This window comes from Streptomyces sp. cg36, assembly GCF_041080675.1.
In the GTDB taxonomy this organism is placed as follows: domain Bacteria; phylum Actinomycetota; class Actinomycetes; order Streptomycetales; family Streptomycetaceae; genus Streptomyces.
The window spans coordinates 7,880,245-7,897,118 of record NZ_CP163520.1 but is presented as its reverse complement, the minus strand read 5'-3'; the positions used below and the strand labels follow the sequence as shown (position 1 = coordinate 7,897,118).

Below are 16,874 nucleotides of genomic sequence, written 5' to 3'. Positions count from 1 at the left end.
CGGGCCGGTCAGCAGCGGACAAGTTTGCCGCTCTTCAGCGTGGACTTACCGCTGAAGAGCCAGCCTTCGGTCTCCGTGCCCTGGATCCGGCCGTAGATCCACTTGTTGCCCTGGGCATTGGTGACGTAGCAGTGGTAGTAGACCTTCACTCCGGACTTGAGCACGGTCACATACGGGCACACCGCATACGGGCCGGTGTAGAGGTGGGTGTTCTGCGACGCGTAGCCGTAGCCGTCGCTGCGGTTGGAGTGGGCCCAGCCCGTACACGTCGTCGAGACCGGGACGGGCTCCTTCACCGGGGCACTGGGTGTGGCCTTCGGCGAGCCCGACGGTCCCGGCGTCGGCTTGCCACCGGGCTTGCCGGGGGTCGGCGTGGCGCCCGTTTCGCCGTTCCGGTCCTTCTTCGAAGGCGTGCTCGACGACGTTTCGCCGGGTCCCAGGGAAGCCAGGTCTCCCGAGGAGGCCGACCCCTCACCCGTACCGCCCGAGTCGGGCAGGTCACCGCCGGTGGGAGTCCTCTGCGCGGAATGCCCCGCGTTCGCCCCGCCGCCCGTGTCACCCCGCATGTCCACCAGGGCGTACGCGGCTCCGCCGCCGGTCAGTACGGTGGCGACCGCGACCGCGACGACGGTACGGCTGCGACGGCTCCGCCCGCCGACCGTCGCCGTGTCGGCCCCGGAGCTGCCGCCGCGACCGGCCGGTACGCCAGGGGCCATGCCCGGATGCGCGGCGCCCGGACCCACAGGAACACCGTGGACGTCGGTCGGCGTGTACGCGGCCATGGACTGAGGGGCGGGCTGCGCGAACGGCGCACCCGCCGGGCCGAAGCCGGGCGGAGAGACGGGCTGGACAGCCGGTACCGACGGCAGGTTCGCGCTGCCGCCCCGGGCGACCGCCTCCAGCATTTCGCGCGCCTGCCCGGCATCGGGCCGCTGCGACGGGTCCTTGGCCATCAGCGCCCGCAGCACCGGAGTGAGCGGCCCCGCCCGGCGGGGCTCCGGCAGCGGTTCGCCGACGATCGCCGCCAGCGTGGACCACACCGACGTACGGCGGAAGGGCCACGAGCCCTCCACGGCCGCGTACAGCGTCATGCCCAGCGCCCAGATGTCCGAGGCGGCGCCGGGCTCGCGGCCCTGCGCGCGCTCCGGCGGCAGGTAGTCGAGGGAGCCGACGATCTGGCCGCTCTGCGTCAGCTTGGCCAGGGCCTCCTCGCCCGAGCTCTCCATGCTGGCGATGCCGAAGTCGGTGAGCACGACCCGGCCGCTGCGCTCCAGCAGCACGTTGCCGGGCTTCACGTCCCGGTGCAGGACCCCGGCCCGGTGTGCCGCGTCGAGCGCGTCCATGAGCTTGGCGCCGATCGCGGCGGCCTCGCGAGGATCCAGCCGGCCGCGCTCGGCCAGCACGTCGTCGAGGGAGGGGCCGTCGACGAGTTCCATGACGATGACGGGCAGTCCCCGCTCCTCGACCACGTCGTGCACGGTGACGACACCGCTGTGCCGGATGCGGGCGGCGGCCTGTGCCTCCCGCTGCATCCGGACCCGCAGGTCGGCCAGTTCCTCCGGAGAGGCGTCGGTGTAGGCGCGCACGACCTTGACGGCGACCTCGCGGTTCAGCAGCTGGTCCACCGCCCGGGCGACCACACCCATACCGCCGCGTCCGATCATCGCGGTCACCCGGTACCGCCCGCCCAGAACCACGCCGACGAGCTCCGAGCCGTTCGCCCCCGTCACCTGTCGCGCTCCCTTCGCCGCACTGTCCAAGATCCGCCACCAAGGCGGGAACCAGCCTAGGGGCACGGGTACGGGCGCCTTCGCACGGCCCGGCCCTTCGGCACGAACGCCCGCCCTGTCCGCGCTCGTGGGCCCGGCCCTCCCCGATGGGGCCCGGTCGCAGGAAATGGGGTGGGGCGGCAGGCCCGTGGGTGGGGAAATCCCCCTGTCCAGTGGGGTGTTGATCCCAATGCGCCGCATGTGGCGACAGCGGCAGAGTTCCCGTCATGAACTCTTCCAGGCTTCGTGGAACATCGGCCAGGCGCGCCGCACTGGCCGTGGCGTGCACCGTGACCGTACTGGCGGGGACAGGCTGCGCCGACGCGCATCAGCGGTCCGACTCGCCCGCCGCGCCTGCCGCTCCCGCCGCGTACGAGCAGCCCGCGGCGCGTGGTTCGGTGGTTTCCGTGACCCCCGTGGCGGACTTGGACGCCGAGCAGGTCGCGGCGCGGGTGGCGAAGAGCGGCATCGACGCGGCCCAGGTCCGCTACGGCGTACGGGCCCATCGCATCGTGTACCGCACCATCGACCCCAAGGGCAGGCCCACCACGGCGAGCGAGCTGGTGGCGCTGCCGAAGAGCGGGGAACGCGCCCTTCGCGTGGTGTCCTGGCTGCACGGAACACAGGTGTACCGGAAGGAGGTGGCCTCGGTGAACGACGAATCCACCGACCGGACCACGGCGTTACTCTTCGCCTCGACCGGCCGGGCGGTGTCCGCACCGGACTACCTCGGCATGGGCGAGGGCCCCGGGATCCATCCGTACGGAAACCCGGAGGCGACCGTCAGCGCGTCGGTGGACGCCCTACGGGCAGCCCGCGCCTTCGCCGGCCAGGACGGCCGCACGCTCGACCGGCGCGTCCTGGTCTCCGGGTTCTCCCAGGGCGGACCGGCAACGATGCTGGTCGGGCGGGCCCTGCAGCAGGGCGTTGACCCCTACTTCCGTCCGGGCGCTCTGGCACCGATCGCCGGACCGTTCGACCTGAGCGGTTTCGAGGCCGCCGCGGCAGCCGACAAGGTGGCCCGCTCGTCGCTCTACCTCGCCTATTTCACCACCGCCTGGAACCGGATGTACGGGCTGTACGACAACCCGGGCCAGGCGTTCCGGGCCCCCTACGACAAGATGGTGGAGACGCTCTTCGACGGCGACCACCAGGCGGCGCAGATCGCGGCAGCGCTGCCGCAGACCTCGAAGGACCTGTTCACCGCCGAGTTCCTCCAGCGGGTGCAGCACCCCACGGGGGTCCTGCGGCAGAAGCTGCACGTGATGGACACGACCTGCGACTGGCGGCCCACGGTCCCGGTGCGCCTCTTCCACGCCCGGGGCGACCATGACGTCGCCTTCACGAACTCCCTGCACTGCCAACGCCAGTTGGTCTCCCACGGAGCCGACCAGCGGCTGAGCGACATCGGGCAGGTCGACCACTCCACGACCGTCCTGAAGGCCCTGCCGCAGGTGGTGCGCGTATTCGACTCCGTCTCCTGACCGACAGCCCGGCCACCCCGTCGGGGGCGGCGATCCGCCGCCCCTGACGGGTGCCGGCGCAGGCCCCCGCCCCGGGAGAGTGTCGGGCCGGAGCGATGAGTTTTCGCGCCGGCCCCGGTCTACCCCTCGTACACGACATCACCATCACCACCCATGAGGGAGCCGACATGCCCACCATGATCTTCGTCAATCTGCCGGTGAAGGACCTGGACCGCGCCAAGGACTTCTTCGGCAAGCTCGGGTACTCGTTCAACCCGCAGTTCACCGACGAGAACGCGGCCTGCCTGGTCATCAGCGACACCATCTACGCGATGCTGCTGACCGAGCCCTTCTTCAAGGGCTTCACCAAGCGGCAGATCGCCGACACTGCCACCACCGTCGAGTCGATCGTCTGTCTCAGCGCAGACAGCCGCGAGGAGGTCGACCGCCTCGTCGACACCGCGCTGGCCAGCGGCGGTTCGCCCGCCAACGACACCATGGAACAGGGACCCATGTACGGACGCTCCTTCATGGACCCGGACGGGCACCACTGGGAGGTCATGTACATGGACCCGGCCGCCATCGAAGGCTGACCGCCGCTCGACGCACGACACGTGGGTGGGCCGCCGCACGGGCAGCCATGCCGTATGCGATGCGCCGGGGTCGACGGCCCCGGCGCGTCGGCGGCGGGTTCCGCGTCCGCTGTTAGCCTGCCGTCCATGATCAAGAGCAGCCTGACGGACCGAATAGGGCGCATGGCGGGAACCAGCGGGCCGGAGCGCGTGCTGATCGCCGCCAGTTTCGTCAACCGGGTCGGCAACGGGCTGTTCAACGCGGCGTCGGCGCTCTACTTCACGTCGGCCGTGGGCCTGCCCGCGGTGCAGGTCGGCGCCGCGCTGACCATCGCCGGGGTGATCGGCCTGGGCGCGGGGATACCCGGAGGGCATCTCGCCGACCGGCGCGGAGCGCGCACGATCATGATGCTGGCCCTCGCGGTCCAGGCGGTGTCGATGGCGGCCCTCGTTCTCGTCGAGAGCTGGGCCGCCCTCACGGTCATCGCGACGGTCGACCAGATCGCGGCGGCGGCCGGCGGGGCGGCCTGGGGCGCGCTGGTGGTCCGGGTCGGGACGGACCGCCCGGCCCTGTTCCGGGCGAAGCTGCGCACCTTCGTCAATCTGGGCGTCATCCTCGGCACGGTGGGTGCCGGGCTGGCGCTGGCCGCGGACACCCGGGGCGCCTATGTCACGCTGATCCTCGGCAACGCGGCGAGCTTCGCCCTGTGCGCGCTGCTGCTGCTCCTGCTGCCCCGCTATCCGGTGCTCGCAGCACCGCCGCGGCAGCATCGTCGGGCCGCCTTCAGGGACCGCCCGTTCCTGACGTTCACCGCTCTGTACGGGGCCATGGGACTGCAGTACCCGGTGGTGTCGCTGCTCCTGCCGATCTGGATCTCCGAGCACACCGAGGCGCCGCGCTGGACGGTGGCCGGGCTGTTCGCCGTCAATGGCACCTTCTGCGCCCTGCTGCAGACCCGGATCGGCTCCCGCATCGAGACGCCGCTCGACGGCGGCGGGGCGTTCCGCACCGCCGGGCTGCTCTTCCTCGTCAGCTGCCCGCTGATGGCGCTGGCGGCGTACCCGCCGGTCTGGGTCGCGGCGGGGCTGGTCCTGGCGGCGGTCTTCGTCCACAGCCTGGCGGAGGTCTTCGAGTCCTCGGCGGCCTTCGCCCTCGGCTTCGGCCTGGCCCCCGACCACGCGCAGGGCCAGTACCAGGGCGTCCTCGGCCTTGGCTTCAGTGCCGGTCAGGCGCTCGCCCCCGGGATCCTGACCACGGTGGTGCTGGGTCTGGGCACGGCGGGCTGGCTGCTGCTGGCGGTGTTCTTCGCGGCGCTGGGCGCGGTCGGCCCGTCCCTCGCCCGCTGGGGCCTGCGGACCCGGCCTCAGCCCGGCTGCTGACGCGCCCGGAAGGCCGCGGCCTTCGTGCGGTTCTGGCAGGCGGTGGAGCAGAAGTGGCGTGCGGCGTTGCGGGACGTGTCGACGTAGACGCGGTCGCAGCGCTCGGCCCGGCACACCCCCAGGCGGCCGGCGAGGCCGCCGCCGACCGCCAGGGCGAGCGCGGTGGTGCAGCTGGCGCTGCTGCCCGCGGCGAAGGAGTCGTCCGGGCCGTGGATGTGCAGCTGCCAGGGTCCGGCCTCGGACCTGTCCAGCCGGGGCCGGGCCCCGGTGTCGCGCAGGAGGTCGTTGACGGTCGTGGCGGCGGCGTCCGGCCTGTCGTCCTGCACGGCCTGGAAGACCTCGCGCATGCGCCCGGCCGTCTCGGTCAGGTACGCGGCCTGTTCGGCGTCGATGGCGCGCGGCAGCGAGGACGCTGTGCGCGGAATGGCGGTGTCGACGGCGTCCGCCAGGTCCGTGCCTCGGGGCGCGGTGTAGGGGCGGCCCCGTGCGTGACCGTCCGTCAGGGTGTTCACGAGCGCCACGGCTTGGTCCAGCAACAGCGCGAGGTGACTGTCGAACATCACTTGACCGGTTACTCCTCTGGTGATTAACGTCGGTGACTGACATTACTCGATACGACGGTTACGTGGGGGTGGCGGCGATGCCGCGGACCGTATGGCTGCTCGTGGCGGCACGGGCACTCAACCGGCTGGGGGCCTTCTCCCTGCCGTTCCTCACGGTCCTGATCAGCGACGACTTCGGTGCCAGCCCCACGACGGCGGGCCTGGTCTCGGCGGGCTTCGGCCTCGCGACGATCCCGTCCCGGCTCGTCGGCGGCCGTCTCGCCTCCCGCCTGGGACGCCGCCGTACGATCGTCACCGGCCTCGTCGGCTGCGCCGCAGCGCAGTTGGGCATCGCCGCCGCGGGCTCCCTGGCCATGGCGGCCTGCTGCGCGCTCCTGCTCGGTCTGGCCTTCGAGCTCTATGAGCCGCCGAGCCAGGCGATCATCGCCGACACCGTCCCCGCCGCCGAGCGCGTCCACGCGTACAGCCTGCTCAACGCCGCGCTCGCCGCGGGCGGCATCGGCGCCGGGCTGATCGCGGCCGGGCTGGGCCGCTACGACCTGCGCTGGCTCTTCGTCGCCGACGCACTCACCTGCCTGGTCTGCGCGCTGACCCTCCACATCGCGCTGCCCGCCGATCACCGCCGCCCAACAGCCGCCGATGAAGCGCGACTTGGCACACCACCGGCCCGCCCCTGGCGCGACCGCGCGCTGCTGGCGATGTTCGTGTCCGGAACGGCGTTCGCGCTCCTGGCCATGCACGTGGTGATGGCTCTGCCACTGACCCTGGACCGACGCGGGTACGCGGCGGCCGATGCCGGTCTGCTGTTCACCGCCTCGGCTCTCACCGTCGTCGCGGCCCAGCCCGTTCTGCGCCTTCGCCGGCTCACCGCGCTGCCCGCCCACACGGCCCTGGCCCTCGGACACCTCCTGCTGGCTGCCGGACTGGCGGGCTACGCGCTCGCCCCCACCTTGCCCGCGTTCCTGGTGGGGACGGTGTTCTGGAGCCTGGGCGAGGCCGTCGTCCTGGGCCGGGCCATCAGCGTCGTGGCCGACCTGGCCCCGCCCGGCGCCGGCGACCGCTACCTCGCCGTGTACGGCATCAGCTGGGGCATCGCCACCACCGCCGCCCCCGTCACCGCGACGCAACTACTGGAGCACACGGGGGTCGCGGCCCTCTGGCTGGCCATGGCGGGGCTCGGCCTCGTGCTCGCGGCCGGGCAACTGCTCGTCGTCGAACCGCTCATCGCACGCAAGGTGGATCACCCCCTCGGACACGGGGCAGCCACCGCGGACCTGCCCGCCCGTACGGCACCCGGGGTCACCGGGTAGCCGTCGCCGTGTCGTCCTTCGGACAGGGGAAGACATGGGGAGGGGTGCCCCAGTTCACGGGGTTCTCCCGGTCGGGCAGGATTCCGCAGCTGAGCAGGGTGGTGGGGTCCCCGCCCGGCTGGGCGATCTCGCGGACGTACACCGCTTTGTCGGGTGGGTACTTGTTCGTGCGGTCCAGTTGCAGCACGCCGGACGCTCCCGGGTACTGGGACACACCGTGGGCCGTGAGCCACAGGTAAACGTCATTGGGCTGGGGGTTCGGGGTGGCCGGCAGCAGGTCCTCGATGACCTTGCTGACGACGCCCGCGGTGTCGAAGCCGCCGCCCGCGTCCGCGTCCGCGCTGCGTCCGCCGAAGACGGCGGCGAAGTCCTGGGCGAACTGGGCATAGGGATCACGGGAGTCCGGAGTGGGCGCGTTGGTCGTCTCGTAGAAGAGGGTCATGTACGGATAGGCGCGCGCGGTCTGCTGGGGGTGGAGCTGGAAGTCGATCGGGGTGCTCTCAGTGATCATCGGGATGGTGGTGCCCTGCGGGGGCTGACAGGGGCCGCCCGCGCCGCGCATCGCGTTCAGGAGCCCGGGAAGCACACCCGACCGGGCGAGGTAGACGACGATGCCGTGCGTCGCGGCGGCCTTCGCGCAGACGTCGTTGGCGATGTTCTCCGGGGTGGTCGCCCCGGGCTTCTCGCTGTACTTCACCTCGTCGGTGCCGCCCCCTTCGCGTCGGTAGGCGGCGACGAAAAGGTTCTTGAGATCCGTGCTGAAGGCCGTGTCGGTCGGGTCGTAGACGACCACCGCGTGGGGTGTGCCGTGGGTGAGGGCGCTCACCTCGGGCGAACGGCGGATGAAGGTGGCGAGGATCGGCGCGATGCGCCCGTTCGGTGCGGAGATCTGGAAGTACCGCTCCGGTGAGTCGGGGCCGACCAGGATGCTGCCGGACACGCCGTTGGCGACGACCGGAATGCCGGCCTGGTCGAGTTCCCGTACCGCGTTGAGCGACTGGGGGCGGCTCTGGGTGATGCCGATGACCGCCGCGATCCGGTCCTGCTGCTGACGCCTGATGATCATCTGTGCGACGTCCGGGTCCGTCGGCGCCGCGGCCGTGCGTGCGCCGTACGCGAAGTACTGGCCGGTGTTGGCGATGAGCAGGCGGATGGGCATCTTGTTCTGGCGGACCCCGGCGTTGAGTTTGTGCTGCTGGGCGATGACGCCGCGCAGGATCTGCAGGCCGACCGGCGGGTCGTCGTAGACGCCGTTCTGCAGGCTCAGGGGGGCGAGGAAGACCAGGGTGCGGTAACGCCCGTCCGGGATCTGGGCGTTCTCCTTGGCGACCTGGTCCTCCAGGTCCCGCAGTTCCCTTCCGCGCTCCCCCGCGACGGCCAGGTCGCACTGCCTGCCGTCGGTGACGCCGACCCGCTCGCCGGTCCGGACCGTCACACAGGAAGCGGGCTCGGGGGCCGCCGCGGGCCACAGGTACTGCGGGAGCAGGAAGACGCCCGCGGTCGCCGCGGCCATCAGGGGCAGAGCGGCGGGACGCAGCCAGTCCAGCGGATGGTCGCGGCGGCCCGTGACACCCCAGTGGGTGTCGATCTTCGTCTTGGCCGTGCCGTCCGTGTCGTCCTCGGCCGGCAGGGTGACCAGGCGCACCGGCTCGTCGCTGCCCTCGTTGAGGAAGGTGAACACCTGGTCGGCGAGGCCGTTGGGCCGGTCGCGGTCGGCGCCCAGGGGCACGGCGTAGTCCGGGGGCGGCCCCGTACAGGCGGCCAGGACCAGCAGCGGCTTGACCGGATGGTCACCGGCGAGCTCCTCGAACGCGCCGAGGAAGGCGCGCCCGGGGCCGTCGGTGTCGTCGATCGCGGGGATGAGGACGACGAAGGACCACCGGCGCCGCGCCCACAGATGGCTGAGCCAGGACCGTCGCCGCGTCGCTTTGCGGAGATCGGTGAGGAGCGCGCGCAGGAGGATCCGCCGTACGCGCGGGTCCTCCCGGTCGAGCTCGCCGTCCCGGCAGAAGGAGAGCGCGGCATCCAGGAAGCACGCCGTGTTCGCCTCGTCGGCGACCCAGCGCAGGCCCCAGTGCCGCAGGTGGAAGCGGTAGCAGAATTTCGGCAAGCCGACGATCAGGGCCGCCACGATCCCCTGCAGCCAGCCGGTCAGCAGGTGCTGCCCCATGAAGTCCGCCACGCGCGCCCCGGCCCGAAGCGGTCTGCGCCGCTCCAGCAGCGCCGCGTACAGCCCGTCCAGGATCGGCTGCTGCTGGGACTGGACGTCGCCCACGCCTCGTTCGCTGTCCAGCACGGCCCGGCAGGTGTGGAAGGCCGGCAGTCGCAGCCGGCCCGAGGGCATCGTCAGCTGGAAGCGCAGTGCGACCCGGTCGACCGCCGCGAGGAAGCCCCCTCTCAACTCCTCGTCGTCGACGACGGCGTAAGGGACGGTGAAATGCGGATTGCCCCGTCGCCACGACAGCCGGTGCTGGTATTCCCGGACGATGAAGGCCGGTGCCCGGACGTCACCGCCATCCTGCCGGGCCAGCACCAGAGCAGGCACCTTGTCGGCGCGGGAGCGTGTGGCCGCGAACGTGTCGAGCTGCCGTATGAGGCGGTCCGCCCACTTCGGGTAGAGCAGGGGTGAACCCTCGGGCACAGGGGAATGGGGCACGCGCTTCCTCCCTCGGGAAAACAGAGGAGACAACATGCCATGAACCACGGGCCGGAAAATGTGCTAAATCCGCCACTGACGCCTAATGAGTGATTCGGACCGTTCCGAGGCAGCGGATGGCAGAACGGAAGGAGAGGGCCGAGCGCATCACTGTGGCGGCGGGACATGACGGGCCGAGATGTCAATGGAGCAGAGCTCCCGCAGTCGGAGCAACCCCCGTCAAAGATCGCGCAGATGGGACGCGATGTCGTCCGCGTCCGGCAGGCCGAGTTCGCGGAAGGCGCCCTCCGCTCGGCGGTAGTGCTCCCGCGCCCGGCCGGTGTCGCCCTGGGCCCGGTGGGCGTGGCCGAGCTGGGCGAGGGCGCGGGCGAGGATGCCTGCGTCACCGCGTGCCGCGGCGATCTCCCGTGCCCGTTCGGCGTGTTCGGCGGCCTCCACGGGCCGACCCGACAGGGCGTGGGCCTCGGCCAGTGCGCCGAGCAGGAGACCTTCGCGGAACCGGGAGCCCGTCTGGCACCACAGGCGCAGGCTCTCCTCCAGGCAGTCGAAGGTCTCCGAGGTCCGCCCGGTCCGCAGACATACCTGGCCGAGGTTGTGCAGTGCGTTGGCCTGGCCCGCGAGGTCCCCGGTCGCCCGGGTGACGGCGACGGCCTCCCGGCAGTGCGCCAGCGCCTCCTCGGCCCGGCCGACGCCCAGCAGGGCCAGTCCGAGGAAGCCGAGCGCGTACGCCTCGATGCCCCGGCCGGCCAGCGCCCTGCCATGGGCCAGTGCCTCGCTCAACAAGGCGTACGCGGTGGTGAAGTCGCGCAGCGCCAGCGCCCCTCCGCCCCGGGTGATCAGGACGTGGGCGAGCAGCGTACGGTCCCCGGTCGCCCGGCACAGCTCGATGGCCCGGTCCAGGGGCGGGGCGCCGAGCCGCATGGCGAAGCGGTACTGCACGGAGCTGCCCAGCATGTACAGGGCACGCGCTTCCGCCGTGCGGTGGCCGGCGGCGCGTGCGGCCTCGGCCAGGGTGCGGGCGGCGCGTTCGATGCCGTACGGCTTCGCGCCGAGGCGGCCGAGCGGGTCCGCGGCCAGCAGCAGGTCCGCGCAGACGGTCAGCGACACGGATGCATCGCCCGCCGCCTGCTCGACCAGCCCCAGCAGCGAGGTCTGCTCGTCCAGGAGCCAGGTGACGGCCTGTTGCGGGCCGTCGAAGTCCAGGCCCTCGGAGCGCAGCGGGACCAAGTGCCCGGGAAAGGCGTCGTCGGGCAGCGAGGCCCGGTGGGCGGCGCGGGCCGTGGCGAGGCAGAACTCCAGCAGGCGTACGGTCGCGGCGGTCCGCTCGCGCTCCGGGACTTCGGCGAGCGCGGTCTGGCGGGCGAAGAGCCGCAGCAGGTCGTGGTAGCGGTAGCGGCCGGGGGCGACCGACTCCAGCAGGCTCAGGTCGACCAGCGACTCGCACAGCTCCTCGGCCTCGCGCTCCGGCCGGGCGAGCAGCGCCGCCGCGACGGGAGCGCTCAGCTCGGGCGTCTCGGGCAGGGCGAGCAGTCGGAAGGCGCGGACCTGCTCGGCGTCCAGGAGCTCCATGCCGAGCCGGAAGGTGGACTCCACGGCGGTGTCGTCCGCTCTGAACGCGCCCAGGCGGCGCCGCTCGTCCGCCAGGAGCGCGGCGGTCCGCGCGAGCGTGTGGTCCGCCCGGGCCGCAAGGCGGGAGGCCACGATACGGATGGCGAGCGGCAGATGGCCGCAGGCGGCGAGCACGTCGGCGGCGGCCTCCGGCTCGGCGGACACGCTCGGTCCGCCGACGATCCGAGTGAGCAGTTCCAGGGACTCGGTGTGCGCCATGGGCCGCAGGTCCACCTGGGTGGCCCCGGTCAGACCGACGAGCCGGGACCGGCTGGTGAGCAATACGGCGCTGCCTGGTGTGCCGGGCAGCAAGTCGCGGACCTGGGCCGGGTCGCGGACGTTGTCCAGCACCACGAGGACCCGCCGGGTGGCGAGCATCGACCGGTACAGGGCGGCCCGTTCCTCGGCCAGCGTCGGGAGGTGCCCGGTGTGCACGCCCATGACGCGCAGAAAACGGCCCAGCGCTTCCATGGGCTCGGCGGGCCGGGGGCCGGTTCCCCTCATGTCCGCGTAGAGCCGTCCGTCCGGGAAGCGGTGGCGCAGGCGCTGGGCGACGTGGACGGCCAGGGCCGTCTTGCCGATGCCGCCCATCCCGCTGATGGAGCCGAGGGCGACAACGTTGTCCGGCTCCAGCGCGGCGCACAGCCGGTCGGCCTCCTCGGTTCGGCCCGTGAAGTCGACTGTGTCCTGGGGAAGTTGGGCCGGTCCGTGGGGCTGTTCCGGGGCCGTCCCGCGCAGCGCGTCGGCCGCCTGCGTCCCGGACGCGGCGGTGAGGATCTTCTGCCGGAGCCGGTCCAGGCCGGGGCTCGGGCAGGTGCCCAGCTCGTCGGCGAGCGCGCGGCGGAAGCGCGCATGGACGGCCAGCGCGTCCCCGTACTGTCCGGCCTGGTGCAGCGCTGTCATCAGCAGCTCGTGCACCCGCTCCCGCCATGGGTGTGCGGCGGCCAGCACGCGCAGGGGGCCGATCGCCTCGCCGTGCCCGCCGAGCGCGATCTCGGCCTCCCAGCGGTCCTCGACGGCCACCAGCCGCAGCTCTTCCAACCGGGTGCGCTGCCCCTCGGCGTACGGTCCGGGCACACCGGCGAGCGGCCTGCCGTGCCACAGGGCCAGCGCGGACACCAGCAGCGACCGTGCCCGTTCATGCCGTCCGGCGGCTGCGGCCCGGCGCGCCTCGGCCGTATGGAGTTCGAAGACCGTCAGGTCGACGCCCTCGGGGGCGATGCGCAGGGTGTAGCCGTCGCCGGTCGTCAGGAGCGTGCGCGCGGTGCCACGGGGTGCCCGGCCGGGCTCCAGCAGTCGGCGCAGCGTGAAGACGTAGGTGCGCAGCGCCCGCAGCGCGCCGGGCGGAGCCTCATCGCCCCAGACCGCGGCGATGAGCTGCCGGGCCGACACGGGAGTGCCCGCCCGCAACAGCAGAACCGCGAGCACGGCCTGCAACTGGGGCCCGGGGAGGGGCACTTGGACCGCGTCGTCATACACGCGCAGGGGGCCGAGAACGGTGAAGCGATGTACGGCACCTCGCTCGGATCCGCTGCCGGAGGGGTGACCGGGCGAGGCGGTGTGGGTCATGGGTTGTCTCCCCGGTGTGCGCTGTGATGGATCTTACCGGCGGACAATCCATCTTTTACTGTCGCGGGCCAGTGATCAAGAGCGCGGTGAGCAGGGGTTCGGCCATTGCGGGGCCATGGCGCCCCCCGAATGGCCGGGCCCCCGCACTCGTTCCCCCTTCACGATTCGCTCGCTCCACTCCCGTAGCGCCGCTACTCGGGGTGGATTCCGGGCTTCACGGTGCTCAGCGCTCCTCACGGAAGTCGACGTGGCGGCCGACGACGGGGTCGTATTTCCGCAGTGTCAGGCGGTCGGGGTGGTTACGGCGGTTCTTGCGCGTCACGTACGTGTAGCCGGTGCCGGCGGTGGACCTCAGCTTGATGATCGGACGCAGCTCGTTGCGGGCCATGGACGACACCATACATGGGATTGATTTTCATTTTCATCAAGAGTTAGTGTGATCCCCGCAACCACCACCCATGGAGGAACAACCGTGTCAGCCCACTGCCAACTCACCGGCCGCCAGCCCGGATTCGGCCACCGCATCTCCCACTCGCACCGGCGCAACAAGCGCCGCTTCGACCCCAACGTCCAGAGCAAGCGGTACTGGCTGCCCAGCGAAGGCCGCCACGTCCGGCTCACCCTCTCCGCCAAGGCCATCAAGACGATCGACACCATCGGCATCGAGGCGGCGGTGGCCCGCATTCGCGCCCGGGGAGGGACGGTCTGATGGCCGGGAAGGACGGCCTCGGCACGAACGGGCGGCGGCGCCTCGCCCTGGCCGGGTGTGTCGTGCGCCGCGCCACGCTGAGGGTGGTCGTCTCCGTGGCGTGCGGCGGGTCCACGAGCCGCGGCGGCGCCGCAGCCCGAGAAACCTGGAAGGAGCGGGAGCCCAGCCCGGCGCGCGGATCGGCAGCCAACGGGAACCGGGCCGCCCCCTGGTCACTGAAACCGCTGGTCACCCCCGGTACGCCGGGAAAACCACTTGCCCGGCCTGTTTAAGGTACGGGCATGTCAACCTCACTCCGTCTGCGGGAGATCACCCCCGACAACATCGACAGCGCGATCGGGCTGCGAGTCCGCCGCGACCAGGAACACCTGGTGGCACCGGTGGTGAAGTCGCTCGCCGAGGCGTACGTCCACCCCGGCGTCGCATGGCCCCGGCTGATCTGCGACGACGAGGAAACCGTGGGGTTCCTCATGGCCTTCTTCGACATCGACTGGACGGGCGGGGGCACCGACTTCCGCTCCGGCCTCTGGCGTCTCAACATCGCGGACGGCAAGCAGGGGCGGGGCTATGGCCGCTTCGCCGTAGAGTCCGTGGCCGACGAGATCCGGCGCCGTGGCGGCACCCGGCTGACGACCAGCTGGCACCCCGGAACGGACGGCCCGCAGGACTTCTACCTGGCCCTCGGCTTCCGGCTGACCGGAGAGACCAGCGGAGACCAGACGGTGGGCGTACTGGAACTGGGCTGAACCCGCACGGCACCCACACCCGCGCCTCTGCCGCACCCGCACCCGCACCCGCACCCGCACCCGCACGTCACGCTGGACCACCGCCCCGACGCGCAACGGCGGCGGAAGCGGAACAGGCCGTCCCTCCGCAGGGAGGGTCGGCCTGGACGTGTGCCAGGGGTTACTCGGCGGGGATCACTTGTTGGAGCAGGCGTCCTCGGTGGCCTTGCCGCCCCTTGCGGCGTCGTCATTTCGGCGGCCCGTCGGGGCCGATGGCGCGGATGAGGTCGATGCCGCGGGCCAGGTTGGTCAGGCGGGCCTCCAGCGTGTCGCCCGCCGGGTACAGGCGCACGGTGTCGACTCCGCTCGCCTGCCAGACCTTGAGGCGGGCACGGACCATCTCCTCGGTGCCGATGAGGGTCGTGGCGAGCACCATCTCGTCGGTGATCAGGGCGGTGGCGCCGTCGCGGTCCCCGGCCTGCCACCGCGCGAGCACCTCGGCGGCGGTCTCGGCCCAACCTTGCCGGCTGTAGGCCCGGTTGTAGAAGTTGGTGTCGCCCGATCCCATGCCGCCCAGGGAGAAGGCGAGCTCCTTCTTGCGGGTGGCGAGGGTGGCCCGCAGTTCTCCCTCGGAGACGATGTTGATCTCCGCGCCCTGGCAGACGTCCAGGTCGGCCCGTCGGCGGCCGGACCGGGCCAGCCCGGTGTCCAGGTGCGTGAAGTACGCGTCGGCGCCTTCGGGCACGAAGCTGGTGCCCAGCCACCCGTCGGCGACCTCCCCGGTCAGCTCCAGCATCTTCGGCGACAGAGCGGCCAGGTAGACCGGCACCGCGGCGGGCCGGGCGCTGAGCCGCATCGGGCGGCCCTCGCCGTCGGGCAGGGGAATACGGTGGTGGCGGCCCCGGTAGGTGATCTTCTCTCCGGTGAAGGCCGCGCCCAGGATGTCGACGGTCTCCCGCATCCTGCTCAGCGGTCGCGCGAAGGGGATCCCGTGGAGTCCCTCCAGCACTTGGGGCCCCGATGCCCCGAGCCCCAGCAGGAACCGGCCCTCGGAGAGGTCGGCGAGCGTCATGGCGGTCTGGGCGATGGTGACCGGGGACCGGGTGCCGAGCTGGATCACGCCCGAGCCGAGCAGGACCGTACTGGTGCGGGCCGCGAGGAAGCCCAGCGGGGAGGGCGCGTCGCTCCCCCATGCCTCGGCCACCCAGCAGATGTCGAGTCCGAGGCGTTCCGCCTCGACGACGTATTCGGCGGTCTGCCGCCACGGCCCGCCGGACGCCTCGACGGTGGTCGCGGTGCGCATCACTTCTCCGCCTCGGCCAGGTCCTTGATGGCGGCGAGGTTGGCCTCGATGCCGGCCTCGAACTCCCGCAGCCGTACGAAAACGATCTTCTGTTCCTTGTCGGGCATCGCCTCGATGGCCAGGCTCAGCCCCGACCGCCCCGGGCCCATCCGCGCCCACTGCTCCAGCACCGTACCGCTCCCCTCACTCCGGAGGGCGAAGCGCCAAGTACTGCTCGGTGCCTCCGGATCGCCCACGGCCCAGCCGAAGCGGCGCGGCGCCTCCAGCTCGATCACCGTGCTGACGGTCGTCCACTCGCCCATCGACGGATGCGCGCTGCGCCCTTCGAAGCGGTGGCCGATCCCGGGCCCGGTCACCCCGTCCAGCCATACGACCTCCCGCAGTTCACCGCTGAGCCGGGGCATGACGTGGATGTCGCTGACGTACCGCCAGATCCGTTCCGGCGGGGCGTCGACGAAGAGGCGCGAGGCCACGGTCGGGGTATCGGCATAGACCTGCCCGGTCCACTCCATCAGGGCCGCCTCCCGTTCGGACCGGCGCGGCCAACTGCCGCGCCGACCTTCATAGTTGCGTAGATGGACGGACCTGGGCAAGCCCCTTGTCCGCCGCGAACTGCTCAGTCTCGTCAAGAGACCCATACACTCGGGGCATGAGGCGCACATCGTTCGCGAACTGGCCCTGCTCCGTGGCCCGGACCATGGATCTGCTCGGGGACTGGTGGACACCGCTGGTCCTGCGCGAGGCGTTCTACGGGATCCGCCGGTTCGACGACTTCCAGCAGGAGTTGGGGATCGCCCGCAACACCCTGTCGGAACGGCTGCGCCGCCTGGTGGGCGCGGGACTGCTGGAGAAGCAGGTGTACGAGACGCAGCCCCTGCGGCACGAGTACGTGCTGACCGAGTCGGGCCGCGACTTCCACAACGTACTCCTGGCGATGACCAGTTGGGGAGACCGCTGGCTGTCCGACGAGTCGGGCACACCCGTGCTGACCCACCACGAAACCTGCGGCCACGACGCGCACGCCGAGGTCGTCTGCTCGCACTGCCGCCAGCCGATGGAGTGGGCCGACGTCACCCCGCGCCCCGGCCCCGGCTACCCGGCCAGGCTCCTGAGCCGCCCCGACATCCGCAAGCGGTTCCGGCTGGAGGGAGCGCCGCGAGACGCGGCTTCGGACCGCCCCACGGACACCCGTCCCTGACCCGCCAACCAGACCCGCGAGTTCACTCACGAACCACCGCCACCTCTGA

General features: G+C 71.9%; 14 protein-coding genes. 7 read left to right on the top strand and 7 right to left on the bottom strand.

Features of this window, described 5'->3' with window-relative positions:
• Positions 1-8 precede the first annotated feature (8 nt).
• Complete coding sequence (locus AB5J87_RS34780; RefSeq protein ID WP_369382729.1) at positions 9-1,730, bottom strand: protein kinase; 1,722 nt, start codon at positions 1,728-1,730, stop codon at positions 9-11.
• Positions 1,731-2,185: 455 nt separating this feature from the next.
• Here AB5J87_RS34780 and AB5J87_RS34775 point away from each other — a divergent pair, with 455 nt between their 5' ends.
• The 3 genes from AB5J87_RS34775 (at position 2,186) to AB5J87_RS34765 (ending at position 5,184) form a co-directional block, all read left to right on the top strand.
• Positions 2,186-3,253 (top strand): hypothetical protein, encoded by a 1,068-nt coding sequence (locus tag AB5J87_RS34775; protein ID WP_369382728.1) that lies wholly within the window; start codon positions 2,186-2,188, stop codon positions 3,251-3,253.
• 167 nt (positions 3,254-3,420) lie between these two features.
• Positions 3,421-3,825: a VOC family protein gene (locus AB5J87_RS34770; RefSeq protein WP_369382727.1), complete on the top strand. Its 405-nt coding sequence runs from the start codon at positions 3,421-3,423 to the stop codon at positions 3,823-3,825.
• A 126-nt stretch (positions 3,826-3,951) separates the two neighbouring features.
• Positions 3,952-5,184: an MFS transporter gene (locus tag AB5J87_RS34765; protein WP_369382726.1), complete on the top strand. Its 1,233-nt coding sequence runs from the start codon at positions 3,952-3,954 to the stop codon at positions 5,182-5,184.
• Here AB5J87_RS34765 and AB5J87_RS34760 read toward each other — a convergent pair.
• Positions 5,169-5,744 carry a CGNR zinc finger domain-containing protein gene (locus AB5J87_RS34760; RefSeq protein WP_369382725.1) on the bottom strand — a complete coding sequence of 192 codons (576 nt, stop codon included), beginning with the start codon at positions 5,742-5,744 and terminating at the stop codon, positions 5,169-5,171. The genes AB5J87_RS34765 and AB5J87_RS34760 overlap by 16 nt on opposite strands.
• A gap of 80 nt (positions 5,745-5,824) precedes the next feature.
• Here AB5J87_RS34760 and AB5J87_RS34755 point away from each other — a divergent pair, with 80 nt between their 5' ends.
• The gene (locus AB5J87_RS34755; protein WP_369382724.1) at positions 5,825-7,057 is read left to right on the top strand and encodes an MFS transporter; all 1,233 of its coding nucleotides are present in this window, start codon (positions 5,825-5,827) and stop codon (positions 7,055-7,057) included.
• Here the strand turns inward: AB5J87_RS34755 and AB5J87_RS34750 are convergent.
• From AB5J87_RS34750 to rpmG, 3 genes are all read right to left on the bottom strand, one after another.
• Entirely contained in the window at positions 7,047-9,713 is a 2,667-nt protein-coding gene (locus AB5J87_RS34750) for an ABC transporter substrate-binding protein (RefSeq protein ID WP_369382723.1), read from the bottom strand. The genes AB5J87_RS34755 and AB5J87_RS34750 overlap by 11 nt on opposite strands.
• Before the next feature lie 219 nt (positions 9,714-9,932).
• Positions 9,933-12,890 (bottom strand): BTAD domain-containing putative transcriptional regulator, encoded by a 2,958-nt coding sequence (locus AB5J87_RS34745; RefSeq protein ID WP_369382722.1) that lies wholly within the window; start codon positions 12,888-12,890, stop codon positions 9,933-9,935.
• Positions 12,891-13,113: 223 nt separating this feature from the next.
• On the bottom strand, positions 13,114-13,278 hold the full coding sequence (gene rpmG / locus AB5J87_RS34740) for a 50S ribosomal protein L33 (RefSeq protein ID WP_369382721.1): 165 nt from the start codon (positions 13,276-13,278) through the stop codon (positions 13,114-13,116).
• Between the two features lie 84 nt (positions 13,279-13,362).
• Between rpmG and rpmB the strand changes: the two genes are divergently transcribed.
• On the top strand, positions 13,363-13,599 hold the full coding sequence (gene rpmB, locus AB5J87_RS34735; protein WP_369382720.1) for a 50S ribosomal protein L28: 237 nt from the start codon (positions 13,363-13,365) through the stop codon (positions 13,597-13,599).
• 281 nt (positions 13,600-13,880) lie between these two features.
• Complete coding sequence (locus AB5J87_RS34730; protein ID WP_369382719.1) at positions 13,881-14,345, top strand: GNAT family N-acetyltransferase; 465 nt, start codon at positions 13,881-13,883, stop codon at positions 14,343-14,345.
• A gap of 226 nt (positions 14,346-14,571) precedes the next feature.
• Here the strand turns inward: AB5J87_RS34730 and AB5J87_RS34725 are convergent, their stop codons facing one another.
• Positions 14,572-15,627, bottom strand: a complete 1,056-nt coding sequence (locus AB5J87_RS34725; protein WP_369382718.1) for an LLM class flavin-dependent oxidoreductase — start codon at positions 15,625-15,627, stop codon at positions 14,572-14,574.
• Positions 15,627-16,139, bottom strand: a complete 513-nt coding sequence (locus tag AB5J87_RS34720) for an SRPBCC family protein (protein ID WP_369382717.1) — start codon at positions 16,137-16,139, stop codon at positions 15,627-15,629. The genes AB5J87_RS34725 and AB5J87_RS34720 overlap by 1 nt, the downstream gene beginning before the upstream one ends.
• A gap of 137 nt (positions 16,140-16,276) precedes the next feature.
• On the opposite strand from AB5J87_RS34720, the gene AB5J87_RS34715 reads away from it, so the two are divergent.
• Positions 16,277-16,825 carry a winged helix-turn-helix transcriptional regulator gene (locus AB5J87_RS34715; RefSeq protein ID WP_369382716.1) on the top strand — a complete coding sequence of 183 codons (549 nt, stop codon included), beginning with the start codon at positions 16,277-16,279 and terminating at the stop codon, positions 16,823-16,825.
• The last annotated feature ends 49 nt before the right edge of the window (positions 16,826-16,874 follow it).

Coding starts and splice junctions, on each gene's coding strand:
- AB5J87_RS34770 (WP_369382727.1), top strand. CDS start 3,421: ATGCCCACCATGATCTTCGTCAATCTGCCGGTGAAGGACCTGGACCGC.
- AB5J87_RS34765 (WP_369382726.1), top strand. CDS start 3,952: ATGATCAAGAGCAGCCTGACGGACCGAATAGGGCGCATGGCGGGAACC.
- AB5J87_RS34760 (WP_369382725.1), bottom strand. CDS start 5,744: ATGTTCGACAGTCACCTCGCGCTGTTGCTGGACCAAGCCGTGGCGCTC.
- AB5J87_RS34755 (WP_369382724.1), top strand. CDS start 5,825: ATGCCGCGGACCGTATGGCTGCTCGTGGCGGCACGGGCACTCAACCGG.
- AB5J87_RS34745 (WP_369382722.1), bottom strand. CDS start 12,890: ATGACCCACACCGCCTCGCCCGGTCACCCCTCCGGCAGCGGATCCGAG.
- rpmG (WP_369382721.1), bottom strand. CDS start 13,278: ATGGCCCGCAACGAGCTGCGTCCGATCATCAAGCTGAGGTCCACCGCC.
- AB5J87_RS34730 (WP_369382719.1), top strand. CDS start 13,881: ATGTCAACCTCACTCCGTCTGCGGGAGATCACCCCCGACAACATCGAC.
- AB5J87_RS34725 (WP_369382718.1), bottom strand. CDS start 15,627: ATGCGCACCGCGACCACCGTCGAGGCGTCCGGCGGGCCGTGGCGGCAG.
- AB5J87_RS34720 (WP_369382717.1), bottom strand. CDS start 16,139: ATGGAGTGGACCGGGCAGGTCTATGCCGATACCCCGACCGTGGCCTCG.
- AB5J87_RS34715 (WP_369382716.1), top strand. CDS start 16,277: ATGAGGCGCACATCGTTCGCGAACTGGCCCTGCTCCGTGGCCCGGACC.